This is a genomic window from Dehalobacter restrictus DSM 9455 (genome assembly GCF_000512895.1).
Classification (GTDB): domain Bacteria; phylum Bacillota; class Desulfitobacteriia; order Desulfitobacteriales; family Syntrophobotulaceae; genus Dehalobacter; species Dehalobacter restrictus.
Map to the genome: position 1 here is coordinate 1,226,637 of NZ_CP007033.1, position 24,465 is coordinate 1,251,101.

At 43.5% G+C, this 24,465-nt stretch carries 21 protein-coding genes and 1 pseudogene; 19 read left to right on the top strand and 3 right to left on the bottom strand.

Annotated elements, in window-relative coordinates; translation table 11 throughout:
• The 7 genes and pseudogenes from DEHRE_RS05895 to DEHRE_RS05925 all read left to right on the top strand — a co-directional run.
• Window positions 1-180: pseudogene (locus tag DEHRE_RS05895) on the top strand (uroporphyrinogen decarboxylase family protein); the annotation flags it as partial.
• A gap of 383 nt (window positions 181-563) precedes the next feature.
• Window positions 564-1,190, top strand: coding sequence for a YigZ family protein (locus DEHRE_RS05900; protein ID WP_019225756.1), 627 nt, complete (start codon window positions 564-566; stop codon window positions 1,188-1,190).
• A 297-nt stretch (window positions 1,191-1,487) separates the two neighbouring features.
• Window positions 1,488-1,964: a TadE/TadG family type IV pilus assembly protein gene (locus DEHRE_RS05905; RefSeq protein WP_242837049.1), complete on the top strand. Its 477-nt coding sequence runs from the start codon at window positions 1,488-1,490 to the stop codon at window positions 1,962-1,964.
• 15 nt (window positions 1,965-1,979) lie between these two features.
• A complete protein-coding gene (locus DEHRE_RS05910) occupies window positions 1,980-2,534 on the top strand; it encodes a TadE/TadG family type IV pilus assembly protein (protein WP_019225758.1) in 555 nt (184 codons plus the stop codon).
• A 62-nt stretch (window positions 2,535-2,596) separates the two neighbouring features.
• Window positions 2,597-3,055 carry a pilus assembly protein TadG-related protein gene (locus DEHRE_RS05915; RefSeq protein ID WP_242837050.1) on the top strand — a complete coding sequence of 153 codons (459 nt, stop codon included), beginning with the start codon at window positions 2,597-2,599 and terminating at the stop codon, window positions 3,053-3,055.
• Between the two features lie 240 nt (window positions 3,056-3,295).
• Window positions 3,296-4,291 carry an acyltransferase family protein gene (locus DEHRE_RS05920; protein ID WP_019225760.1) on the top strand — a complete coding sequence of 332 codons (996 nt, stop codon included), beginning with the start codon at window positions 3,296-3,298 and terminating at the stop codon, window positions 4,289-4,291.
• A gap of 212 nt (window positions 4,292-4,503) precedes the next feature.
• On the top strand, window positions 4,504-5,145 hold the full coding sequence (locus tag DEHRE_RS05925; RefSeq protein ID WP_019225761.1) for an HAD family hydrolase: 642 nt from the start codon (window positions 4,504-4,506) through the stop codon (window positions 5,143-5,145).
• A gap of 88 nt (window positions 5,146-5,233) precedes the next feature.
• Here DEHRE_RS05925 and DEHRE_RS05930 read toward each other — a convergent pair whose 3' ends face one another.
• On the bottom strand, window positions 5,234-6,628 hold the full coding sequence (locus tag DEHRE_RS05930; RefSeq protein ID WP_019225762.1) for an NAD(P)/FAD-dependent oxidoreductase: 1,395 nt from the start codon (window positions 6,626-6,628) through the stop codon (window positions 5,234-5,236).
• Between the two features lie 176 nt (window positions 6,629-6,804).
• Here DEHRE_RS05930 and DEHRE_RS05935 point away from each other — a divergent pair, with 176 nt between their 5' ends.
• On the top strand, window positions 6,805-8,121 hold the full coding sequence (locus DEHRE_RS05935) for a hypothetical protein (RefSeq protein WP_242837051.1): 1,317 nt from the start codon (window positions 6,805-6,807) through the stop codon (window positions 8,119-8,121).
• Between the two features lie 116 nt (window positions 8,122-8,237).
• Complete coding sequence (locus DEHRE_RS05940) at window positions 8,238-9,080, top strand: PRC-barrel domain-containing protein (protein WP_019225764.1); 843 nt, start codon at window positions 8,238-8,240, stop codon at window positions 9,078-9,080.
• Window positions 9,081-9,098: 18 nt separating this feature from the next.
• Here DEHRE_RS05940 and nth read toward each other — a convergent pair whose 3' ends face one another.
• Both nth and DEHRE_RS05950 read right to left on the bottom strand, forming a co-directional pair.
• Window positions 9,099-9,752: an endonuclease III gene (gene nth, locus DEHRE_RS05945; RefSeq protein ID WP_019225765.1), complete on the bottom strand. Its 654-nt coding sequence runs from the start codon at window positions 9,750-9,752 to the stop codon at window positions 9,099-9,101.
• 28 nt (window positions 9,753-9,780) lie between these two features.
• Complete coding sequence (locus DEHRE_RS05950) at window positions 9,781-11,160, bottom strand: uridine kinase family protein (RefSeq protein WP_019225766.1); 1,380 nt, start codon at window positions 11,158-11,160, stop codon at window positions 9,781-9,783.
• 267 nt (window positions 11,161-11,427) lie between these two features.
• On the opposite strand from DEHRE_RS05950, the gene thrC reads away from it, so the two are divergent.
• From thrC to DEHRE_RS14095, 10 genes are all read left to right on the top strand, one after another.
• The gene (thrC, locus tag DEHRE_RS05955; RefSeq protein WP_019225767.1) at window positions 11,428-12,909 is read left to right on the top strand and encodes a threonine synthase; all 1,482 of its coding nucleotides are present in this window, start codon (window positions 11,428-11,430) and stop codon (window positions 12,907-12,909) included.
• A 373-nt stretch (window positions 12,910-13,282) separates the two neighbouring features.
• Window positions 13,283-15,214: an acetate--CoA ligase gene (gene acs, locus DEHRE_RS05960; protein ID WP_019225768.1), complete on the top strand. Its 1,932-nt coding sequence runs from the start codon at window positions 13,283-13,285 to the stop codon at window positions 15,212-15,214.
• A gap of 270 nt (window positions 15,215-15,484) precedes the next feature.
• Window positions 15,485-15,961 carry a hypothetical protein gene (locus tag DEHRE_RS05965; RefSeq protein WP_019225769.1) on the top strand — a complete coding sequence of 159 codons (477 nt, stop codon included), beginning with the start codon at window positions 15,485-15,487 and terminating at the stop codon, window positions 15,959-15,961.
• Between the two features lie 217 nt (window positions 15,962-16,178).
• Window positions 16,179-16,694 (top strand): CYTH domain-containing protein, encoded by a 516-nt coding sequence (locus DEHRE_RS05970; RefSeq protein ID WP_176714397.1) that lies wholly within the window; start codon window positions 16,179-16,181, stop codon window positions 16,692-16,694.
• 144 nt (window positions 16,695-16,838) lie between these two features.
• Complete coding sequence (gene pepF / locus DEHRE_RS05975) at window positions 16,839-18,638, top strand: oligoendopeptidase F (RefSeq protein WP_019225771.1); 1,800 nt, start codon at window positions 16,839-16,841, stop codon at window positions 18,636-18,638.
• 14 nt (window positions 18,639-18,652) lie between these two features.
• Window positions 18,653-19,504 carry an Mrp/NBP35 family ATP-binding protein gene (locus DEHRE_RS05980; protein WP_019225772.1) on the top strand — a complete coding sequence of 284 codons (852 nt, stop codon included), beginning with the start codon at window positions 18,653-18,655 and terminating at the stop codon, window positions 19,502-19,504.
• A gap of 111 nt (window positions 19,505-19,615) precedes the next feature.
• On the top strand, window positions 19,616-20,869 hold the full coding sequence (locus DEHRE_RS05985) for an adenosylhomocysteinase (protein WP_019225773.1): 1,254 nt from the start codon (window positions 19,616-19,618) through the stop codon (window positions 20,867-20,869).
• Entirely contained in the window at window positions 20,862-21,488 is a 627-nt protein-coding gene (locus DEHRE_RS05990) for a GNAT family N-acetyltransferase (RefSeq protein ID WP_019225774.1), read from the top strand. Before DEHRE_RS05985 ends, DEHRE_RS05990 begins: the two co-directional genes overlap by 8 nt.
• A gap of 1,280 nt (window positions 21,489-22,768) precedes the next feature.
• Window positions 22,769-23,071: a hypothetical protein gene (locus DEHRE_RS15225; protein WP_242837052.1), complete on the top strand. Its 303-nt coding sequence runs from the start codon at window positions 22,769-22,771 to the stop codon at window positions 23,069-23,071.
• Window positions 23,072-23,286: 215 nt separating this feature from the next.
• Window positions 23,287-24,345, top strand: coding sequence for an HD domain-containing phosphohydrolase (locus tag DEHRE_RS14095; protein WP_242837053.1), 1,059 nt, complete (start codon window positions 23,287-23,289; stop codon window positions 24,343-24,345).
• Window positions 24,346-24,465 lie beyond the last annotated feature (120 nt).

The window sequence follows — 24,465 nt, forward strand, 5'->3', positions numbered from 1 at the left end:
CTCTATCAAGAGCGGACCAAGGAAGAATGTATTGCCAAAGCGAAAGAATTAATCGATGGTATGGCAGGCGGAGGATACATTTTTGGCACCGATAAGGAGCTTCTTGCACCAGCGGATGGCAAGGCGGAAAACATCATCGCCGTAAATGAATTTGTCATGGAGTATGGTATTTATAAATAGGAGGTGTTTCACGATGGAAGAACAATTGTTGATTTCTTGGAGTGATATCGTTAAAGAGCTCCGGAACTCGCAGACAAGGACCCCGCGATGGGAATGAATTGGGATATTGGACAGGAAATGAGTTTTGCCTAGCCTATGTAACTTTCCTGGCACTCTTTTAAACAAATATCCGTACTGCCGGAAGTAGTTTACCAGTGCCTACTGGCAGGGAAAAATATAGAAGCAACTATCAGCCAGGAGAAAATCCTGGCTTTTTTGTGTTCGGTTATAGTGTGAAAAAGTCAAATATAAGAAGGGTTAAAGGATATAAGTTGAAATCTATGTTATATTTAGAATATAGGTACTGGCTAAAACTATAATTAAGTTAATGGTGGGGACGAAAAGTGGAAGCATTTAAAACAATCGAGAGAGAGACAGAGGCCGAACAAGTCGTTGAAAAATCAAGGTTTATCGCTTTGGTTAAATATATCGAAGGCACGGCCGAAGCCGAAAAAAATATGAAGGAAATCCGGGAAGTCCTTCCTAATGCCCGTCATTATGTATACGCTTACCGTATTCACGAAGGCAGGATTGAGAAAGCCTCGGATGACGGCGAACCGCAGGGTACAGGGGGAAGACCGGTCATGGAACTGCTCCAGCACCGGCAGCTCTGGAACATCCAGATCATTGTTGTGCGTTATTTTGGCGGTATCCTGCTTGGTACCGGTGGACTTACAAGAGCCTATGGCGGGACAGCCCGCCTTGCATTGGAGAACACAGCGATTGTCCAGCTCGTTCCGCACCGGATCTATGTACTCCGGATTCCGTACTCCTGGTTTGAACAGATCCGGTACGGCCTGAAGCAAAAGGGCATGGAAAGCGGTAATGAAAAGTTTAGTGAAGAAATTGATCTTGAAGTATACATCCGGGATGGAGATCAGGATACCTTTACTGGCTGGCTGCATGAATTCACCAACGGGCAGGTTTCCTGGAAGGATGCTGGGGCTGTATTAAAGTCGGTTAGCGTATAGAAAATAAGACCCTCAGGGGCCTTTTTTTTTACGCAAAATATGTAGGTACTGGGAACGCATGGATTAATCTACTGGTACTATTGGGAAACAAAAATAGTCCGAAAGTATCAATTTCTTGTAAAAGACATCATTTCGACAAATTTCCTCTTGAGGGTCTGAGTTTTTATAGATAGAATCCATATAAAACCAAATGTAAAATGATTGTAAACTAAACGTAAATATATTGTAAAAAATAGACAAGGCTTAACTAGTTGCATATGGCAGCGGCTGATTATATTAATGCTGGGCGGTAAAAATATGAAAATCAGAGAATTTATTAGTTTAAGAAAAATACGGGAATGCAAAAAAGGTCAGGCTATGGTGGAATTTGCACTGGTTTTGCCTATCTTACTACTATTTTTTGGTTTTATTTTGGATGCCGGACGAATTGTCGATGCACAAGTATTGGTACAGAGTGCAGCAAATGAGGGAATCCGGCAAGTTACCAGCAAGACAAATATCAAAGAACAAGTAAAAAATTCCATTAGTGATTATACAGACAGATTGGATTTTGATCAGTTAACCGTTGAGGCCAAAGCTGGAGAGACAAAACGAAGGAATTATACGTATCATGCGAACAAGGGATCTCAATTTCAAGAATTACCAAGCTATTATACATATTTTAACGCGACAGTAACCTTGGAATATGATGTACCGGTGCTCATGCCGCAGTCAAAATTGTTTTTGGTGATGAATTTAGGGTATTGTCAACATTTACTTCGCAGGTGTTTTTAGAGGGGTACCCTGAGGATGGTTAGAGATATCGAACGGATACGTTTGAAGGGAAGGGTGTTCAATTTGATGCGCATGCTAAAAAATGAAAATGGACAGGCACTTGTTGAATTTGCCCTGGTACTTCCTTTATTTCTAACGTTAACGTTTGCTGTGATAGATTTAGGGTGGATGATGAATAAGTATCTTACTTTTGATTACGCTTATCGCAATGCGTCTTGGACAATGGGTATAAGCTATGATAGTGATTATTCCCAAACTATCAGTGGAGAATCTGCCAAAAAAGCAATAAAAGAGGCAATGGAAAAGACATCGTCGCTGGTTGATGAGGAAGATCTGTCTGTGAGTGATGCCAAGTTAAAATGTTGGACTGAAAAGAAAGACTACTACACGCCCAAAAGTGGCGGCGGTACGGATCAAAATACAAAAAAATGGAGATATGCGCAGATCACAGCCAGTTTAGTTTATACAGTTGAACCGTTGACTCCGGTAGGAAGAGTGATATTCGGAGAACAGCTGACATTTACGAAAAACCTTAAAAAAAATCGACTGATTATGACAAAAGAAGGTTAGCAAATCAAAGTGTGTTAGGTCAGAAAGTAGGTGGCAATATGCCTAGAAGCGTCTGCTTGCTGATGCGTAAACTTTTAAAAAATGAAGATGGAAATATCACAATTCTATTTGCTGCCCTGTTAATTGTATTGTTTGGGTTTACAGGACTTGTTGTAGATATTGGCGGGATGTACTTAAATCGTCTACACTTGTTTGAGGTTGGGCAAATAATCAGGGATGCGCGTTTTAATGAAACATTGGCGATCGATCATTCGGAAAATCCTGAAGCGACGCTCAATGACATTGCCGACACCTATGCAGTATTAAATGGACTGGATGAAAGCCAGGTAAGCGTAGATTATTATCAGACAAAACTGACGGAAACAGAACGAAATTACGAATTGGATATTAATCTTACAGATACCTATGACTGCATATTTATAAAAATCTTCGGTATTGATACCCAAACAATTAATGTGACCATACATGGAACCAGTACAGCTGCAAAATCACCCCGAATATGGGCTCCAGGAAGAAAGTAGTCTTCATGTTCCCGACCTGGTTATCCGTGATAAATTCCTCCTGTTCCTCTGCCGGAAGCCCATATTTTTTTCCCCTCTGAAAAGATAAAAACTGCTGACAAACGATTGCCTTGTCAGCAGCCTGGCCCCCTGTTAAATACAAGGGGCCAATTAAATGCAATTTTTTAAGGATTCTTGACAAAATGAATGATATAATAAACCAGATCAAATCATCAGGAAAAGAAAGGAACCCGACAGAGGATGAATCAAAGAGATCCGTACTTCGACAACCTGAAATTCATGCTGATTGTTTTGGTGGTTGTCGGTCATATGATTGAACCCCTGATCTATATTCCAGCTTTCAAATCCATTTATGCGTTTATTTATTCATTTCATATGCCGCTGTTTGTTTTCATTTCCGGCTATTTTGCCAAGAATATTGATGATCCGAAATATGAGATAAAAATTATCAGCAAACTAGTCATACCCTATGTTATTTTCGAAATGATCTATTCCGTTTTTGACTTTTGGATTTTCCATAAGGAAAGCCTGCATTTTACTTTTTTTACGCCGTACTGGATCATGTGGTTTTTATTCAGCATGATTATTTGGAAAGTGGCGCTGCCTTATGTGGTCAGGATCAGATATGCACTGCCTGTTACATTTCTTTTCGGCCTTATTGCCGGATATACGGGTGAGCTGGGTTACTATGCGAGCCTGTCGCGGATTGTTGTTTTCTTTCCGTTTTTCCTGGCAGGCTTTTATTTTGAGAAAAAGCATCTGGAAAAGCTGCTGACGAAAAATTGGCGCTTCGCTGCTGGCGGTGTTATGCTACTGGCTTTTCTGGCTTTCTGTTATTTTGGTCAGAATTATACCGTTACGTGGTTTTATGGGAGCGCATCTTATCAGGCGCTTGGCGCTACGGAATGGTTCGCAGGTCTATACCGTGGAGGTATTTACCTGCTGGCTGTAGTTTTAGGTCTGAGCCTGCTGCTGCTGGTGCCTGGCAGGAAGGTTCCTCTGGTTTCAGCGTTGGGGCGCAATACGATGTATACGTATCTGCTTCATGGATTGATCGTGAAGGCCCTTGTTGCATACGGGTTTTATCAGGTTTTGCAGACAGGACCGCAGCGAGCGCTGGTAATAATACTTGGGGCAGCGCTGGCAATCATCCTGGCCTTGAACGGAATTAGAACTTTATTTAAATGGATGGTTGAACCCAAGGTGTCTTTTCTTTTTAAGGAGAACAGCAAATGAAAATAAATGAAATATTTGAAGGCTACATATTGGCGAATATGAGAGAAGTCAAATAATTAATTGGTTAATAAAAATAATATATATTGAATTAGAAAATCTCCTTCGGGATACAACTATACGGTTGGTTCTTTGGTGTATTTGAAAGTATTCGTACAATCAAGGAGGGGATTAGCATAGGAATCAAGCTTGCTGTATTTGATATTGACGGTACCTTGGCACCAACGGACGATCCGATTACTGCCCAGGTAGCCTGTAAATTAAGATCGCTGGAACGTCAGGGGATCAGAATTGTTTTTATTTCCGGTCGGACGGCTTCCTACCTGGCGGGATTGGCTAGGGGAATTGGGATCTGTCAACCTTTGGTTGCAGGAGAAAACGGCGGCGTTATTTTTGAGCCGCTGCGTAAATGGGAGAAAAAGCTTGAAGCTATCCCGCACCAGATAGGTGAGGTAATGAAGCAAGATCTTCTGAAAAAATTTCCGGATCTCTGGTTTCAGCCCAATCAGACGATGCTGACTGCCGCACCTAAGGATTTTTCCACGGTTAATTTATTGTATCAGGCAGTACAAGCTCTGGAACCGGTGAAGAGAAATAAGTATAAAATCAATCGATACGATGATTGTGTAGAGGTCATGCCCAAAGAAAACAGCAAGGGTCGGGCCCTTGCTGTGGTCAAAGAGATCCTTGGTATTCGCAGTGAGGAAGTCATTGTATTTGGAAATACGATCGTGGATTTGCCAATGAAAGACGAAACAAACGATTTCCTTATGATCGGGGATGCAGCCGTTGCGGAAGGTATCAGCAACTACCCCTGTATAGAAGAAGCTCTCGACTACCTCGAAAGCAATCTATAGTTTACATAGTTTCTAGCATGCAGATTTACGGGCCAATAGCCGAAAAGCGGTATTATAGCCCGCAGATAAGCCAAAACCTATAAGCCAGCTAGACTTCAAGCTTTTTTAGTATATTGCGGGCGACATAGATGCCGCTGGCTGCGGACTGGGATAGGGAACGGGTAATGCCTGCTCCGTCGCCAATCGCATAAAAATTCGAATACTTTGTTTCCAACTGCTTGTTCAGCTGTGGCCTGGCCGAATAGAATTTCACTTCAACGCCGTAAAGCAATGTATCATAGTTCGCCGTTCCGGGTGCGATTTTATCCAGTTTATAGATCATTTCAATGATATTATCGAGATGGCGTTTCGGAAGGGCAAGTCCAAGATCGCCGGCGTTCGCGGATTGCAAAGTGGGTTTGGTGAATGATTTCATCATTCTTTTTTCATTTGTCCGCCGGCCTTTCATCAGGTCGCCGAAGCGCTGAACGATGACACCTTCGCCAAGCATGTTGGAAAGCGTGGCGATATATTTGCCATACTTTAATGGTTCGTTGAACGGAGAAGTGAATTTATTACAGACCAGCAGCGCAAAATTCGTATTGTTGCTTTTCAGTTTATCGTCGGAATAACTGTGACCGTTTACAGTAAGTACGCCGACGGTATTTTCTGTGACGACATGTCCCCGGGGATTCATGCAGAAGGTTTTGACCAGGTCATTGTATTTCCGGGTGTAGTAATGCAACTTAGCCTCGTAGACTTCATCGGTGATCTGACTGAACACTTCGTAAGGAAGTTCGACTCTGACGCCGAGATCAATTTGATTGTTCGTCATCGGAATATTCATCTTCCTGCATAATGAAGTAAACCACTCGCTTCCAACCCGGCCAACCGCGCAGACCAGACAGTCACAGGAATATTCCCCAACGGCTGCGGACAAAATATACCTGTCTTTATTCTGGGAAACATCGATGATTTCTGTCTTATGTCTGATTTCAACTTTGTCCTTTAAAAAATTGAAGATATTGGTCATGATTTTAAGATTATTCTCAGTGCCAAGGTGTTTGACTTCGGCCTGGAGAAGATGAAGATCGTTTTGGAGCGCAATTTTTCCGATTTCGCGCGCTTTGGGAGTTTGGGTACTAAAACGTTTGGTCGTTGCGCCAAAGTCAACAAGCATGGAATCCATATACTCTATCAGATCCATGACATGGTCATTGGAGACATACTCATTCAGCCAGCCACCAAATTCGGTGGTAAAATTATATTTTCCGTCAGAAAAGGAACCGCACCCTCCGAACCCCTCCATGATCGCACAGGTCGGGCAATTGGCACATTTCACGGATTTGTTTTCAGTCAGGGGGCATTTTCGGTCGCGTATGCTGTTTCCTTTTTCAAAAATGCAGATGTTAAGCTTAGGGTTGTGTTTGATCAGTTCATAGGCACACATTATACCGGAGATTCCACCGCCGACAATACCGATATCATAATGTTTCATGATCATAGTCCTCTCATTTCAAATGATTCAACCCATAAAAAAGTATAGCATTTGTCTTTTGGAAAAGGAAGTGAATATCGTTTGCCAAGTCCCGGCATGCTTGTCTACTTTGCTTTTATTCTTTTGATCATAATCGCCATTTCTTTTAAGAAAAACCGGTAATCATTGCTGCCATTGGACTTTTGGCCGTAGGCGTGCTGGACACCGGCAGCTTCTTTGGGGGAATTCAGGCTGCCTTCCGGGGGTTTCTCCTGACAGCTGCGGATCTGCTTCCGATCATCCTGCTGATCGGATTGGTAGTCGCTATGACCGGCATGCTGAAAGAAACGAAAACGGAAACCATCCTGATCAAGCCAATTCTGAAGATTAAAAATGCCGCTTATTTGTACTGGCTCGCAGGGGTCATGCTGCTTACCTTTAGTTTATTTCTGTGGCCGACGCCTGCAGTCTCCCTGCTGGGGGCTTTGATCCTTCCACTGATTCACCGCAGCCGGATTTCTCCGCTTGGTTTGGCGGTTGGTCTATGCATTTTTGGCGAAGGAATTGCGCTGGCCGGTGATTACGTGATTCAGGGTGCGCCCAGCCTTAGCGCCAGGTCAGCCGGTGTCGCTCTGGAGCAGGTCTTACGGCAGTCTCTGCCGCTTGTATGCGGAAGCGGGATCATCGCTTCTTTGATCGGCTTTCGAATGATGATGGTTCAGCAAAAGAAAAACATTCCTGCGTACGTGGTGGCAGACAACAGGGAACGACTGGACGGGCAGAAGGGGGAGGAGCAGCAAAAAGAATTTGATGTACTTTCTCCGATAAAGCAAAACCATCAGATTCAGAAAAGAAAAAGAATGATCCTGGCACTGGCGGCAGTTGCATTTTACTTGTTGGCAGTGATCTGGCTGATCTATGGCAGATTGCGGGGAGACAGTGCCGTAGCGGTTATCGGCGGCGTAACGCTGCTTGTCCTGATTCTTGGCACGATTTTGACTGATTATAAGACATCTTTTAATACTTTTGGGCGGCATATCCAGACCGGAATGAAGTTTTCAATGGAGGTATTTGCCCCGATCGTTGTAATATCAGGTTTCTTCCTCCTCGGGACGCATTCCGGTTATGAAAATGTCCTGCTGCACCAAGGTGCGGGCTATCTGGAACAGCTGGCCTATAAGTTATCCGGTATCGTGGTGCTTAATAAGTATTCCTGTGCCTTGCTGGTAATGCTGACAGCGGTATTGGGGGCAATGAGCGGATCCGGTTTCGCTGCTCTGCCGTTAGCCGGCGGGATTGCGGCGGCTCTCGGACAGGCGGCCGGAATTTCAGCCGTTCCTTTGGCCGTTCTGGGGCAGGTTACGGCAATTTGGACAGACGCTGCAGTGATTCCATGGGGATTCCCGGCTATTGTCAGTGCGGTCACCCAAACGGAAGCCGCACAGATTGTCCGGCTGAATGTGCTGCCTTGGCTGGCTGCACTTTGTTTCAGCCTCATATGGACCTTATTCAGTTATTGAAGCAATAAGGTTGTATTTGTATTTTATTCGATAAAGAAGGAGAATTTTGTATGATTGTAGAACTACATTCAGAGTGCAATGATAGTCATTTTTAATAGGCGGGAGGATATCGGAAAATGAAGTCTTCGGCAGAAATTCGGGGTTTGAAAATTATCAGCATAAATGAAGGAAAGCAAATCAGCACTGTCAAAGACATCATCATCAATTCTGAGGATGGGAGTTTGGCTTTCTTTGTCATCGACCAGCCGTCAGATTATTTTGGTGCAAGATTAATCGCTTACGCCGATATCCTGGGGTTAGGGGATTATGCATTAATCATCAATGACAGCACCGTTGTTCAGGATGTTGCGCATAACAACCTTGCTGTGGAACTTCTAAAAAAAGATGTCAAGGTCGTTAGTTCTCAGGTTCTGACGACCCGGGGGTGCCTAATAGGTCAGGTGAAGGAAATACTGTTCGATGAAACAACCGGAATAATTGCAGCCTGTGAGGTCGTTGATCCGCAGGGGAAATGCAGCGAATTTAAATGTGATCACGTGATCACGTACGGTAAGGAGATCATTCTGATTGATGACAATCCTCCTTCTTCAGGAAAACAAGCCAAGGAACTGATCAAGCCGGAACGGAACAAGGCGTTAGAGGCATCCGAGCCATCGAGCGGTAAGGAGAGCCCGGCCTTGAGTGAAAAAGAGCTTTTGAAGAAGAAAATTGAACAGTTCGGTAAGAGTGAAAGTTTACTGAAGACAGCTGAAAATAGCGGGACAATCATATATCCGGAGGATTTTAATGTCTTTGAGCAGCGCCAGCTTCAGTTCCTGCTCGGAAAAACGCTGAATAATGACATTCAGCTTGAAAACGGTACAGTATTAAAAGCAGGAGAGCAAATTACGGGTGAGAATCTTTCCGGGGTGAAAAACCGCAGCACATTAATGCAGTTGACAGCTCATGTTGTAAAATAGGGTGAGGAAGAATTGATATTAGGAAGCACTGGTAAATACCGGACAGCAGTCTTTCAAAGGACAGACCGGGCATTCCGGCTTCCGGGCATGGCAAAGTCTGCGACCGTGAAAAATCAAACGGTGATGGGTATCAATCCATAGTTCCATAGGGATAAGAGCGGTAAGCTCTTTTTCTACTTTAGAAGGGTCTTTTTCCCGGGACAGACCGAGCCGATTGGCAACCCTCAGTACGTGGGTATCCACAGGTAAAGCAGGAATGCCATAGGCGTTTGCTAAGACTACTCCGGCTGTTTTACGGCCAACACCCGGCATTTTTACGAGGTCATCCAGATTCGAGGGGACATCTCCGTGATGTTCTTCAATGAGCAGCTCGCAGGTCTGCAGAATATTTTTGGCTTTGGTGCGGAAGAGTCCGATCGGGCGAATGATTTCTTCAAACTCGCGGGGAGTGATCTCCAACATCTTTTTGGGAGTGGGGCAGCGTTCGAAAAGTACGGCTGTTACTTTGTTGACCTTTTGGTCTGTGGTCTGGGCACTGAGAATTGTTGCAACAAGGAGTTCAAAGGGGTTGCGAAAATTCAGCTCACAGTGCGCTTCCGGATAGGTTTGTTCTAAAATACAAAGAATGCGGTTTATTTTACAATCACGCATCATAAGTCTGTTGGGTTCCATCATTTTCTCCTTGGATGATATGTTATGGCTATTCACTATAGATACTTCCTCCGATAAATTCCCGGAGAATTGAATTTAAGGGGATGTTGGATGTGTCCATGGGTTCAAAAAACGACAGAAGATTTAGCAAACGAATTGAAGTATCGTAAAACATATTTGTTTCCTGAATTTTTTCAAGAAGAGGTTCGGCAAAGGAACGCAGGGCGTTCATTTCAAAGAGCAGGCTGGAATTAAACATGATATCTGCTTCTTCCTGGTAGCGGAAAACGCTGGTATTTTCCCCGCGTCTGACACTTGGCCACTGATTCAGAGTCCGCTCCGGGCCAAAGCCCCTGAATTTATCGTCGCGTACGATTCGTCTGATCAGTCTCGCCTCAGTTGTCGGGACGCGGTTGTGGCGGTCGATATTCAGCAGGAAAAGCGCACTGATATAGACTTTAAAGAACGAATTTCTGTTAATGGTAAGTAAACCTGGGTTCAGGGCATGGATGCCTTCGACCAGCAGGATATTGTCCGAGTCAAGACGGATACAATTTCCGTCCAGATTTCTCTTTCCGGTGAAAAAGTTGAATACCGGTGTCTGGACCGTTTCTCCCATAATCAGTTTATCCAGATGTTCATTGAGCAGCGCAAGGTCCAAGGAGTATAGGGTATCAAAATCCAGCTGTCCGGAAGCATCACGCGGAATGTTTTCCCGATTCAGGTAATAGTTGTCCAGAGATAAGGAAATCGGTTTCAGGCCGTTGACGATCAGCTGAGTCGAGAGACGATGGGTAAAGGTCGTCTTCCCTGATGAGGATGGTCCTGAAATCAGCACGATTCTGACATTTTTATTTTCATTGGTTATTATATCCGCAATGTCCGCGATCTTTTTCTCCTGGAGAGCTTCAGCAATATTAATGAGATCGATGGAGTGGCCGTTTCTGATATAGGAATTCACGTCCTTGACCTCAGCCAGATCCAGGACTTCAAGCCAGCGTTGCGTTTCCGTATAGGTTGCTGAAAGCTTTTTGGGAAGAACAAAGTCTGCCAAATAACCGGACTCATCAGAAAAATCCAGAATAAATCCCGGCTGAAAAGGAATAAGCCGAAAATCCTTGATGGCAGAAGTATCCTCGAAGGCGGAATAAATTGATTTTATGATGGCTTCATCCAATTTGTAGATATGAAAATTCTCTTCTTTCCCCAAAAATTCAATGCAGTTTTTATTATAAGCCCAGCTCTTTAACGCTGTTTCAATCTGTCTGACTTCTCTGGGAGAGACCAAGGAGCCGGAAAATTCGCAATAAACGCCGTCAAGGATGGAATAAGGAATCTTCAGCATTTCTTCGGGGAACAGTTCCTGGATTACCTTGATTAAGCCGAGCAGCAAAGTCTGTCTGTATTTGCGGGTGAAATTATCTTTCATCGTATTTCGCCTTGCTTTCTGGTTGATTTGAGGAATGTCAAGCCATATGAGTCATTTTATCCAGTGCATCAGTTGCTTATCCAATATATTCTTGCTCAGGCGTAAAATACCTTGTCTTGTGTTCAAAATAATACAGGATAATCCTTGATAGTTAAGCAGGATTCTATTATAGTTATATTGTTTTTACGTGTCTTTTCATATAAAATCAAGTAAAATATCAATTATTGATGATTGAAATATTGCACAGTGATTATTGGAGGAGAAAAAATGTATCTTAGTACCCGCGGCAACATTGATGCTCAAACCTCTGCCCAGGCGATTGCTCTAGGAATGGTACCTCAGGGAGGACTATTTGTTCCTCAGGAGATCCCCTGCGTGGATTGGAAACAATATGCCAACTGCAGTTACGCCGAGCTTGCGCTGCAAATTATGAAGCTGTATTGCGGAGATCTACCGGCAGGAACGCTGGAAGAGGCAGTCAAAGTATACGGAGACGGACGTTTTGATACGTCAAACCCCGCACCGCTTGTTGAAGTCGGTGGCTGCGGGATGCTGGAACTCTGGCACGGCCCGACCGCTGCTTTTAAGGATATGGCCCTGCAGGTGCTGCCTTATCTGCTTACTGCAAGTATTAAAGAACTTGGACTTGATGTGGAAGTTCTGATTCTTACGGCGACTTCCGGAGATACCGGCAAGGCCGCCTTGGACGGATTTAAGGATGTTCCGGGTACCCGGATTGTGGTTTTTTATCCCGACGGCGGCGTCAGTGCTGTGCAGGAGCGCCAGATGGTTACGACAGGCGGAGGAAATACTTTCGTTGTGGCGGTCAACGGAAATTTTGACGAGTGCCAGACTGCAGTTAAAAAGATTTTTTCATCTGAAGAACTGCGCCAAAAATTGAATGCCAACCATATGGTTTTCTCCTCAGCGAATTCCATTAACTGGGGAAGACTGCTGCCTCAAATTGTTTATTATTTCTGGGCTTATCTCGAGGCAGTAAGACTCGGAAGAACTGCTGCGGAAGAGAAAATCAACATCGTGGTTCCCACGGGTAATTTTGGCAATATTCTGGCCGCTTATTATGCTAAGAGAATGGGACTGCCACTGGGCAAGCTGATTTGTGCATCGAATAAAAACAATGTGCTTACAGACTTCTTCACTGCCGGAACTTATGAAAGCAATCGTCCGTTTTATCTGACTTCGTCACCTTCAATGGACATCCTTATTTCCAGCAATTTTGAGCGCTTTTTGTTTGAAGTATCCGGAAGGGATGCCGGCAAGACCAGTAGCTGGTTCCAACGTCTCTCCAGCGAAGGGAAGTTCAGTGTGGATCCGGATACTTTGACTGCCTGTAGGGAGAATATGATCGCTGGCTGGACGGATGAAGAGGGTGTTTTCGAAACCATCAAAAAAGTGTATGAAGAAGACAACTATCTGCTGGACCCGCATACGGCTGTCGCGATGAAGGTTTACAACGATTATCGAGAAAACAGCGGGGACAAAACCTTTACTGTCCTGACTTCAACGGCGAGTCCTTTCAAGTTTGCTCAAAGCGTGCTGACAGCAATTGCCGGTGACAGCTACAGAGAATGTGGCCCCTGGGAAGCGTTGACCAGGCTCAGCGCTTTGACAGGCTGGGATATCCCTTCCGGGCTGCAGGGTTTAAGAGAGAAGCCTGCCCAGAAGGTATACAGGTGCCAGCCGGAGGAAATTACCGCTTATCTGGAAAGGAAATTTCTCAAGGACTAGTACCTATGTTGGACATATTTGGATTTGCACTTGCATTTGAAAATATCATCAAGTAAAATAATTAATTGGAAGGATGGGGAACCTTCCTGGGAGAAAAGGTGGACGAGGTGGCTGAAACAGGCAGTGGAACGTACGCTGCCTGTTTCACTTATTGATCTATAAGCAGGAATGAATGATCAGATGAGAAGCAAGATATTTAAAGACACATATAGATAAGATGATAAAGAAATCTGGAGATACCGGCGAAGGCCGGTATTTTGCGTTTAACCCTTAAATACGGGCAATTGGCTCCAAAGCAGACGATTTGGACAGTCGGTTGTGATATGATGAAAAAAATAAAAATTATCGTTGGGTCGGTAAGGAGGAAAAAGAGATGTCCAAAGAGATTACCCTAAGTTCAGAAAATAAACACGTCTTTCAGAGTTCAGAGGAATTCAGGAAAGATGCTCTCATTTCCGACCCGGGCATTTATCAAAAGGCAGAAGACAGATTGGCCTTTTGGGAAGAGAGGGCTTCAACGCTTAGTTGGTTCAAAAAATGGGATACGGTTCTAGAGTGGAATCCGCCATTTGCCAAATGGTTTAACGGCGGTAAACTCAATGCGTCCTACAATTGTTTGGACCGGCATTTGGCCGGGCCCCGGGCGGATAAAAATGCCATTGTTTTTGAAGGCGAAAATGGTGATACCCAAATGCTCACCTATAAGGAATTGCATCATGAAGTCAGCAAATTTGCGGGGGTACTTCGCTCTCTGGGTGTGAAAAAGGGGGATGTTGTCACCATTTATATGCCAATGATTCCGGAAGCAGTCGTTGCCATGCTGGCCTGCTCCAGAATCGGAGCGCCCCACAGTGTGGTCTTCGGCGGATTCAGCGCTGAGGCCATTCGGGATAGAATCAATGATGCTAAATCGAAGATTGTGATTACGGCTGATGCCGGCTATCGCCGCGGAAAGGTTCTTCCGCTCAAAGAAAATGTCGATGAGGCTCTGAAAGGTGTCGCGGAAATCGATAAAGTCATCGTGGTCAGACGGGTAGGCCTAGATAATGCCGTACAAGGAGAAAGAGATGTCTGGTACCATGAGCTGATGAAGGATGCTGCAGCCGATTGTCCGGCTGAAGAAATGGATGCGGAAGATATTTTGTTCATCCTATATACGAGCGGCACCACCGGAAAGCCTAAAGGCGTTGTGCATACGACCGGTGGTTACCTGACAGGTGTTTCGACGACCCATCAGTACATCTTTGATCTGAAGGAAAACGATGTTTATTGGTGTACGGCGGATATCGGCTGGATCACAGGCCACAGCTATCTGGTATATGGACCGCTGGCCAACGGTGCGACGGTATTCCTCTTTGAAGGGACGCCTGACTATCCTGCGAAGGACAGATACTGGGAACTGATTGAAAAGTACGGGGTAACCATTTTGTATACCGCGCCTACGGCAATCAGGACCTTTATGAAATGGGGAGAGAGCTATCCCCAGAAAAGAAACTTGAACAGCCTAAGGCTCCTCGGGACGGTTGGAGAACCGATCAATCCTGAAGCCTGGTTATGGTATCACAAGCATATCGGCGGAGAAAGATGCCCGATCGTCGATACCTGGTGGCAGACGGAAACAGGAATGATTATGATTTCAGCTCTGCCGGGAGTAACCGACATGAAGCCCGGTTCCTGTTCTGTGCCTTTCCCGGGTGTCAAAGCCGAAATATTGAACAGATCCGGACAGCCGGTTCAAAACGGAGAGGTTGGATTCGTGGCGATCACCGAACCCTGGCCGGCAATGCTCAGAACGGTTTATGGTGATGACAAGCGCTATAAGGACACCTACTGGGGCACATGGCCAGACAGATACTTTGCCGGGGACGGGGCCAAAATCGATGAAGACGGTTATTTCTGGATTATTGGCAGAGTCGATGATGTCATCAATGTTTCCGGTCATCGAATCGGTACAGCTGAAGTCGAAAGCGCCCTTGTTGAGCATCCGGCTGTGGCTGAAGCTGCCTGCATCGGTAAAAGCCATGAAGTGAAAGGGCAGGCGATCGCAGCTTTCGTCACCCTCCGTGAAGGGGTTGCAGCCAGGGAAGACTTGGTGAATGAACTTAAGAATCATGTTGCCGCCAAAATCGGGGCAATCGCCAAGCCTGATGAAATTCACCTTACGGAAGAATTGCCGAAAACCCGCAGCGGAAAAATTATCCGCAGAATCTTAAGAGATATTGCTGAAGGGAGGGCAATCGGCGATACGACGACCCTTGCCGATGCCTCAGCAGTTGAAGCGCTGCAGCAGATTGGGAAGCAGTAAGAGAGCAGGTATTAAAATTAAGCATTACGAGCAGGTACAAATGTCCCGGCTAAAATAAGCAAGAGCACTGCTGCTGTCATAAACAGTCAGAAGTGCTCTTTGCTTTGTAGGCCTTATGAACATCAATTGCTTTCTTAATTGGACAATGATTGGTCATGTCATAGATTTTTGTTTCCTGATATACAACATTTTGGACTGTCATTTGCATAATAATTCCGAAAAGCAGGAATGATTAATATCAGCATTCTCTTCAGTAAAGGAGCACGTTTTATGGCTGTAAAATTTATTCCGATGGTCTATACATTTATTTTTGTATTGACTATGGTTGCCGTTGTTCCGAGAGCAGAAATTCGAAGACTATCGATCTACGGAATCATATTCGGGGCTATATTTGATGTTATTGCGGCGGGCATCGGCTATTTCACCGGATTGTTCGGGTATATCAATTACCAGGAGTTCGGGATAATGGCAGTGCATTTTTTTGCTCCGATATCCTGGGCAGTATTTTATGTTATATACTTCTATTTATTACCTAAGAAAAATATTTACCGCTATGTTTATGTCTTATCCGGGATATTTTACAGCGTGATGTTTTCTCAGGTGATCTCAAAACTGGGAATTATAAATACGGGTCCGCTGGTTTATCCCATCATCCTCTTTATTATCTGGTTCCCATTGGCGACGTGGGGTTATTTGAAACTTGTTGATTACGATAAAAAACCAGGAGCTAAAACAGAAGACACTTGATCAAAATTTCAACCTTATTATTAGATTAAAGATAGATAATAAATTAAATAGACTTATATAGACCTTGGAAAATTTAAGGTATAATGAAGCTTATAAAATAAATTTGCAATAGTACCATGTCAACCCTAAATTCATATACTGTCAGCAGATTTCTCGTAATACCGCCTTGTCTTACCAAGAAATCTGCTCGCCATTTATTGTAATTTTAGGGGTTATTATGGTACTCGTATGGGAGTTGGGGATATTGGGACTGGAGATTGAGCGCAAGTACCTTGTTCATCAGCATCTTCTGCCGGAACTGAAGAAAGGGGAACGGATGATTCAAGGTTATCTTTCGGAAAAACCATCGGTCAGGTTCAGAATCAAGGGAAATCAAATGATGTTGACAATCAAGGATTATTATACGAAAAACAGGCGGTTCGAGTTGGAGACTCCGGCCAAGGAAGTAACGGAGGATGAGGTTCGGAAGCTTATGTCCTTGGCAATAAGCCCGCCCATCATTAAGACGAGATATACAGTGAAGAGCGGTCAGGGAATAATCTGGGAGATTGATGTTTATGAAGAGGAAAATACCGGCTTGATTACGGTGGATGCAGAAATTCCGCAGGAAGATTATCCGCTGGAATTTCCGGAATGGGTTGCCGGTGACCGTGAAATAACCGGCGAGAAGCGCTACACAAATCTTAATCTTGGCAGGAAGCCTTATACAACATGGGCAGATTTAGCCGAATAAAAAGATACCAACCTGTCGTTTACACAGACTGGTATTCTTGTTATTAAGGGCAAACAATTAGTATTAATTTGCTCAACAAATTAGTAATTTTTTCTTTTACTGTGTATAATATTTCGAGAAGATCAATTATTTGGAGGGATCAGTTTGTCAGAGACGTTACGTTCAAGGGAAGAAATCCCGCAGGAATATAAATGGAGACTCGAAGATATTTTTGCCAGTGATCAGGACTGGGAGACAATGTTTAGCGAAACAGAAAAGATGATTGGGCTTTCCGCAAAATATCAGGGACAGCTTGCCGGCGGTGCGGACATTTTTGTTGAATGTATGGAATGGGCAGACCGTTTCAGCCTGAACCTGGAAGAACTGTTTACGTACGCCCGGATGAGAAGGGATGAAGATAACCGGATTTCCCGTTACCAGGGGATGACAGACCGGGCGACAATGCTTTCAGTACAGGCCGGAAGCGCCTTGTCCTTTATTGTTCCGGAAATCCTGGCTATTCCGGATGAACGCTTTAGTGAGATTCGTCAGGATGAGAGATTGCAGATTTATCATCATTACCTGGAAAATATCTTGAGACAAAAACAACATGTCTTGAGTCTGGCCGAGGAAAAAATCCTGGCTGAAACAGGCGAACTGGCTTCAGCACCAAGCACGATTTTCAGCATGGCCAACGATGCGGATCTGAAAATCGGTCCGATCAAGGATGAAGAAGGCCGGGAAATTGAACTGACCAAGGGAAATTTTATCCGGTATATGGAAAGCAAAGACCGTAGAGTCAGACAGGATGCGTTTACGACGATGTATGCGGCTTACGGCAAACAAATAAACTCCTGGGCGGCAATGCTCGGAGCGAGTGTCAAGGCCGATGTTTTTTATGCAAGGGTCAGACACTATGATTCTGCGATTCAAAGCGCTCTTGACGACGACAAAGTGCCACTTTCCGTTTACGACGCGCTGATACAGACAGTTCATGACTATTTGCCGCAGTTCCAGCGGTATATCCAGCTGCGCAAAAAAGTCCTCGGCGTTACTGAGTTGCATATGTATGATATTTATGTTCCTTTCGTCCCTGAAATGGATACGCATATTCCGTTTGAGGAAGCGAAATCCATTGCACGCGAAGGGCTGAAACCTTTGGGAGAAGAGTATCTGGACATTCTGGACGAAGGATTTCGTTCCGGCTGGATCGATATCTATGAGAATATCGGCAAAACAAGCGGAGGCTACTCCTGGGGCACGTACAGCTCCCATCCTTATGTTTTGCTGAATCATCAGAATACGCTGGATTCCCTGTTTACGCTGGCCCATGAAATGGGGCATTCCCTGCACACGTATTTATCAAATAAAAACCAGACGCATCTTTATGCAGGATATAAAATATTTGTGGCCGAGGTTGCGTCCACACTGAACGAATCCCTGGTTATGCGTCATATGATCAATGCCTCGAATGACAGTAAAATGAAGGCCTATCTGATTAATCATTATCTGGAACAATTCAGGGGAACCGTGTTCAGGCAGACCATGTTCGCAGAGTTTGAAAAGGAAATACATGCTGCAGCCGAACGGAATGAATCCCTCACGGCGGACTACCTGTCCGAAATTTACCGGGACCTGAACTTGAAATATTTTGGGTCAGACATTGTCTTGGATGAACAGATCAATATGGAATGGACACGGATTCCGCATTTTTATAATGCTTTCTATGTTTATAAGTATGCGACAGGATTTTCAGCAGCGACGGCTCTCGCTCAGCAAATCGTGCAGGAAGGGGAACCTGCTGTACAGCGGTATCTGGCGTTTTTGTCCAGCGGAGGCTCAGATTATCCGATCGAACTTCTGCGCCAAGCCGGAGTCGATATGGAAAAACCGGAACCGGTTAAGCAGGCACTGGATGTTTTTGTGGAGCTGCTCGATCAGCTGGAAAAACTTGTAAGCGAATAATGGAGGTAAAAAAGGTGAGTAGTCCATGCAGCAGTTGTTCAACAGCTTCAACCTGCTCCGGCAGCTGCTCCTCAGTTCCGGAACTTACTGAAGCTCAAAAATTAAGTAATATTAAAAATGTTGTTGCAGTCATGAGCGGCAAGGGTGGAGTCGGAAAATCCTCTGTAACGAGCATGCTTGCAGTAAGCCTGATGCGTCAGGGCTATAAAGTCGGTATTCTCGATGCGGATATCACAGGACCCAGCATTCCGAAGATTTTTGGTCTCAAAGACAAAGCAAGTGCCGCTGAAAAGGGGATTATGCCGGTCAAATCCATGAGTGGCATCAAGATTGTTTCTCTGAATCTTATGCTCGAAAATGAGGATGATCCTGTGATTTGGAGAGGTCCGGTCATTTCCCAACTGGTGAAACAGTTCTGGACGGATGTGATCTGGGGAGAACTTGATTACCTGCTGATTGACTTGCCTCCAGGAACCGGCGATGTGCCGATCTCCGTATTGCAGTCTATTCCGGTGGATGGTTTGGTCATTGTCACAAGTCCTCAGCAGCTCGCTAACATGGTTGTTCGCAAAGCCATAAAAATGGCCACCATGTATAAAGCTACTTTTTATGGACTTGTTGAAAATATGGCTTATATTGAATGCCCGGACTGCAACAAGCGCATTGAGATATTCGGCAAACCGGCCGGAGAGAAGGAAGCTGCGGCGAATGAGATTCCTTATCTCGGCCAATTGCCGATTGATCCAAGACTGACGGCGCTTTCCGATGCCGGGCAAGTTGAAGAATATCAGTCGGCGCTGTTTGATGTAATTGCTCAAAAAGTTGATGCCTGCAGCAAGGAAAAAAGTCCGAAAGAAACAGCATAAGTACGCAAGCAAGACTGTACAATCAGGTCCTGAAAAGGAGCCTGATTTTCTTCCTAAGCAGTCTGACTTTTAGAACAAATACGTGTATAATAAAGCGGAGGAGGTGCTAAGATGAACGAAGTTTCTACCATTCGAGATATTAGGCTGGCTGCTGACGGACAACGAAAAATAGACTGGGTAAAACAGTACATGCCGGTGTTGAATTCACTTCGGGATCAATATATTCAAGAGCGCCCGTTTGCAGGGAAAAAAATTGTCATCTGCCTTCATTTGGAAGCAAAAACCGCATATCTGGCCTTGACAATTCAGGCGGGAGGCGGGGAAGTTGCTGTGGTCGCCAGCAATCCGCTCTCTACGCAGGATGATGTGGTAGCGGCTCTGGTCGAAAACGGCATCAGGGCTCATGCCTGGCACGGTGCGACAGATGAGGAGTATAAAGTGCATATCAATAAGGCCCTCGATTTTGGGCCTGATTATATCATTGATGACGGTGGGGATCTCGTTTCAACAATTCATACTTGCCGGCGGGAACTGATTGGCCAGGTTAGAGGTGGAGCGGAGGAGACCACAACAGGTATTCTCAGATTAAAAGCCATGTCCAGGGAAGGAAAGCTTGAATTTCCGATGATGGCCGTCAATGATGCCAGAAGCAAGTATTTATTTGACAACCGATACGGAACGGGTCAATCCGTCTGGGATGCAATTCTGCGGACAACCAATCTGGTCGTTGCAGGAAAAACGGTTTGTATCGTTGGTTATGGATGGTGCGGAAAAGGTGTGGCATTAAGAGCCAGAGGGCTTGGGGCGAAAATCATTATCTGTGAAGTTGACCCGGTTAAAGCCAATGAGGCCTGGATGGATGGATACGAGGTCATGCCGATGAAGGAAGCCGCTTCTATGGCAGATTACTTTATTACCGTGACTGGCAATAAAAATGTCATTACAAAAGATCATTTTGCACGGATGAAGAATGGTGCAATCCTGGCGAACGCCGGTCATTTTGATGTGGAAATCTCTAAGCAGGACCTGAGTCTTCTGGCTGTTTCCAAAAGAAAGGTCCGCCCCAACACTGAAGAATTTACCCTTGAAGACGGGAGAAAAATCTTCTTGCTTGCTGAAGGCAGACTGGTGAATTTAGCTGCAGGAGACGGTCACCCGGTGGAAGTAATGGATATGTCTTTTGCGTTGCAGGCTTTGGCCCTCGAATATCTGGTAAAAAACCAGGGGCTTGAGAACAAAGTTTTTAATGTTCCGGAACAACTGGATAACAGGGTTGCGCTGATGAAGCTTCATTCACTTGGACTGCAAATTGACAGCCTGACATCGGATCAGGCGGAATACCTAGCAGGATGGGTAAATGAATAAAGAGGAATGGATCAACATTACCTGTACTATCCAGACTTCGAAAGGGGAACTGCTGATATCCGGGGTGACATCTCCGGATATCTTGGAAAAGCTTGAAATTGACCAGCAATTAAAAGCTTTCCGTCCGGCTGCCAAACAAAAAAAAGCCATTGTTGAGATCAGCTGTCTTCCACAGGGAAAAGTCGTCTCAGCCCAAATCAATGGGGAGCTGGTCGGCTATATTACGTTTCATCCGCCGGATGAATTTGAACGGTGGTCATCCGGACAAGACAAGGTTCTGGAGCTCGGAGCGATTGAAGTGTCTCCTCGCTACCGCAATTATGGAGTAGCCCGCAGGATGCTGGAAGCTGCTTTCGGTGACGAAAAAATGGAAGACTATATTGTGATTGCAACAGAATATTACTGGCACTGGGATTTGGATGGAACAAACCTGCCGATTTGGGAATACAGGGAAATGATGCGCCGTCTGATGACGCATACGGATCTGCTTATTAAAGATACGGACGATGAGGAAATCACATCTCATCCAGCCAATATGCTGATGGTTCGCTATGGGAAAAATATCACAAAAAAAATGATACATAATTTTGATCGACTTTTATTTTTAAACGGCAAATAATGGTGTGGTTTTTGGTCGGCAATATAGACTGTTTTGGCCGAATTTAGCCGAAAATAATCAACTGACGGAAATAGACGATTCTTTAATCAACGAACGTTCAGTTATCTGCGGTATGAATTCGCTTTATAGTACATCCGGCTTTTGCAAAAAATACGGATTATGTATAAAATGATATGGAAGCTATATGTATAAAATGATGTGGAAGCTAATAAAAATGAACTAGTGAAAACTAATTATATCTTAGTTTCAGATGTGTAAGGTTCCTTTGGATCATGGAGCGTTATTCTAGTGCATGAAACGGTCATTCGAGGGCGGGCCTAAGAATCCGCTAAGGGCATACCGATGAAGTTCCTGGTGGTGGCTTGGGACGCCCAGTCGTGGGCTGCTGCTGGGAGTTAAGGACAGAGGGGGATCCGCAATGGCATGTGGGCGCTACCCTTTATCCGTGGAGGCCCAGGTACGTGGTTTGAAACATAGCTACGGCTTGGGGATGAACCTGCATTAGGAAGGAACTTAGTGCAGTGTAGCCTGCCTTGAGGTGGAAAAGTTGGAAAGGCGATGATTGGTTAACTGGTGTTGGCAAACATCCGTTATACCTGCCGGAAATTCTTTTCTGCAAAAGAGGCTAGGGTGACCGGGAGTGTTAAGGAAAACTTCTAGAGCGTTTTATTGAGAAGGATTGAAGTGCGGACTAAGTGGCGATCAAGTTCTGAGAAATGGCAACATTTCAGACCAGGAGGAAGGGGAAACCGCCCTTGCAGGAAACCAAAGGGATCCTGGTGGGAAAACCTACTTGACCTAAGCCGCAACATTTACTTCTCGATATCCTACAATCCAAGGGACTACCATCAAAAGTGGTATGTAAGATAAGGTTCTGTATTGTAGGGATAACCCCCTAAATAAGAGTAACTCCAAACCTATAAGATGCTGTTAATAGTTTTATACTGTTGGCAGTATCTTTTTGTAAATTTAGGGGTTTATATCGTGTCCCCAACCGCTTTTCGGCTATTGACCATTCATGGAGCTTTAAATAAATATTTAGTAATAAAAATATTTTGAAAAACAAAATTTTTCTTGAGTAAAATGTTTTATAATAGTATAATTAAGAACAAATAAGAATTTTTTAAATTTAAAATGACGATCATTTGGTAGCCGATTTACACTTCTTCTAAAATTATAAAACTTCTTTTAGAAAGTGAGTAAGCATTTTTGCATACACATTTGGCTGTTGAAAAAGGAATTTAATAAATTCATTAAAAAACAGACTCATATATGAACAATTGCTAAATAAAGTTTCTCTTATTACTCTTGAAGATAGTGATATAGACGATTGCATAAATAAAAGTCTTCAAGTTCTTGGAGAAACTCTATTAGTTAGTCGAGCCTATTTATTAGAACCTTATCAAGAAACAAATATAAATAATAATTTTGTATGGGTTTCGCCCGGTATCGTGCACGAAAAAAATAATCTTCATGATATGTCGGAATGTTTTACACCTTGGTTACTAAATCAAGTGGAAAATAATAAAATAATATGTTTTTCAGACATTGAAGATATTCCCGATGAGATGACAAAAAAATAATACTTAACCAAAGGATAAAATCTCTTTTTATTATCCCGTTATTTGTTAAAAATATATACTACGGTTGTTTAGGTTTTGATGTATGGGGAAATTATCGTGAATGGCTGGAAGTTGATGTTAACTTTCTCCAGTCTATTGCTAGAATTCTTTGTTCAACTATTGCAAATGATATGGCGAAAAAAAGCATGAATTTCGAACGTATTCAATACTGTACTATGTTTGATAGCATCAATGCGGGAATTTACGTTTCGGATATAGAAAACTACAAAATACTTTATGCAAATAAATTTATTAAAGATATTTATGGTAGAGAACCGATAGGAGAGTTATGCTATAAGGTCTTGCATAATAAAGATTATCCATGTATTTTTTGTACAAATCAAATTATAAAAGAAACCAAGGACAAACCATATATCTGGGAACATTATAATACTTTTGTAAATAAATATTTTGAAATTACCAATAAGATAATCCGTTGGAGGGACGGCAGGGATGTTCGCTTTGAATATATGTGTGAAATGTCAAAGTATAAGCAAGTGCAAACGGAATTATTAATGGAAAAGGAAGCAATTAAGTCATTGGAAGCAAAACTAAAAAAAACCAATGAGAAATTACAAATCCTTTCACAATCTACAATTACAGCATTGAGTGAACTGTTAGAACAAAAGGACTCATATACGGCTTCTCATCAAACAAATGTTGCTAATTTGTCTTGTGCTATAGCCAAAGAAATGAAATTACCGGAGGAACAAATTAAAGGAATAAAAGTAGCTGCACTACTACATGATATTGGAAAGATAGCTATACCTTTAGATATACTTAATAAACCTCGTAATTTAACAGATAATGAATTCAATTTAATCAAAGAGCATGTTCAGAATGGTTTTGAAGTTATTAAGACCTTAGACTTTTCCTGGCCAATTGCTAAAATAATTTTACAGCATCATGAAAGAATGAATGGCTCTGGGTACCCAAATGGTTTACGAAATAATGAAATACTTATAGAAGCAAAGATATTAGCTGTTGCGGATACGATAGATGCGATGTCTTCTCATAGACCTTATAGACCTGCCCGTGGTTTAGGAGAAGCAATGGCTGAAGTATTAAAACATAGTAATGTTTTATATGATAGTGAGGTAGTCAAAGCTTGTTTGTCAGTACTTATGAAAGAAAATAAAAAAAATAAAGTTATAACTCAAAAAAATTTTCAATATGCCTCTAACCATAGCGAAATTAATAAAATAAATAAAAATATCGTATGTTATAATATCTAAGAACTTAGACCTCAAGAAGATATGTTATTGGACGAAAAAATTCCTCATATTTGACACAGAGCTAAAAAAGGAGTTTTGCTGGGCTGCTGTTACAGCATTCCTGCAAAACTCCGAATCCGA

Excerpts from the sequence above, each read along its gene's own strand:
- DEHRE_RS05905 (WP_242837049.1), top strand. The coding sequence starts at position 1,488 with ATGAAAATCAGAGAATTTATTAGTTTAAGAAAAATACGGGAATGCAAA.
- DEHRE_RS05910 (WP_019225758.1), top strand. The coding sequence starts at position 1,980 with ATGGTTAGAGATATCGAACGGATACGTTTGAAGGGAAGGGTGTTCAAT.
- DEHRE_RS05915 (WP_242837050.1), top strand. The coding sequence starts at position 2,597 with ATGCGTAAACTTTTAAAAAATGAAGATGGAAATATCACAATTCTATTT.
- DEHRE_RS05920 (WP_019225760.1), top strand. The coding sequence starts at position 3,296 with ATGAATCAAAGAGATCCGTACTTCGACAACCTGAAATTCATGCTGATT.
- DEHRE_RS05930 (WP_019225762.1), bottom strand. The coding sequence starts at position 6,628 with ATGATCATGAAACATTATGATATCGGTATTGTCGGCGGTGGAATCTCC.
- DEHRE_RS05940 (WP_019225764.1), top strand. The coding sequence starts at position 8,238 with ATGAAGTCTTCGGCAGAAATTCGGGGTTTGAAAATTATCAGCATAAAT.
- nth (WP_019225765.1), bottom strand. The coding sequence starts at position 9,752 with ATGGAACCCAACAGACTTATGATGCGTGATTGTAAAATAAACCGCATT.
- DEHRE_RS05950 (WP_019225766.1), bottom strand. The coding sequence starts at position 11,160 with ATGAAAGATAATTTCACCCGCAAATACAGACAGACTTTGCTGCTCGGC.
- thrC (WP_019225767.1), top strand. The coding sequence starts at position 11,428 with ATGTATCTTAGTACCCGCGGCAACATTGATGCTCAAACCTCTGCCCAG.
- acs (WP_019225768.1), top strand. The coding sequence starts at position 13,283 with ATGTCCAAAGAGATTACCCTAAGTTCAGAAAATAAACACGTCTTTCAG.
- DEHRE_RS05965 (WP_019225769.1), top strand. The coding sequence starts at position 15,485 with ATGGCTGTAAAATTTATTCCGATGGTCTATACATTTATTTTTGTATTG.
- DEHRE_RS05970 (WP_176714397.1), top strand. The coding sequence starts at position 16,179 with ATGGTACTCGTATGGGAGTTGGGGATATTGGGACTGGAGATTGAGCGC.
- DEHRE_RS05985 (WP_019225773.1), top strand. The coding sequence starts at position 19,616 with ATGAACGAAGTTTCTACCATTCGAGATATTAGGCTGGCTGCTGACGGA.
- DEHRE_RS05990 (WP_019225774.1), top strand. The coding sequence starts at position 20,862 with ATGAATAAAGAGGAATGGATCAACATTACCTGTACTATCCAGACTTCG.
- DEHRE_RS14095 (WP_242837053.1), top strand. The coding sequence starts at position 23,287 with ATGTTTGATAGCATCAATGCGGGAATTTACGTTTCGGATATAGAAAAC.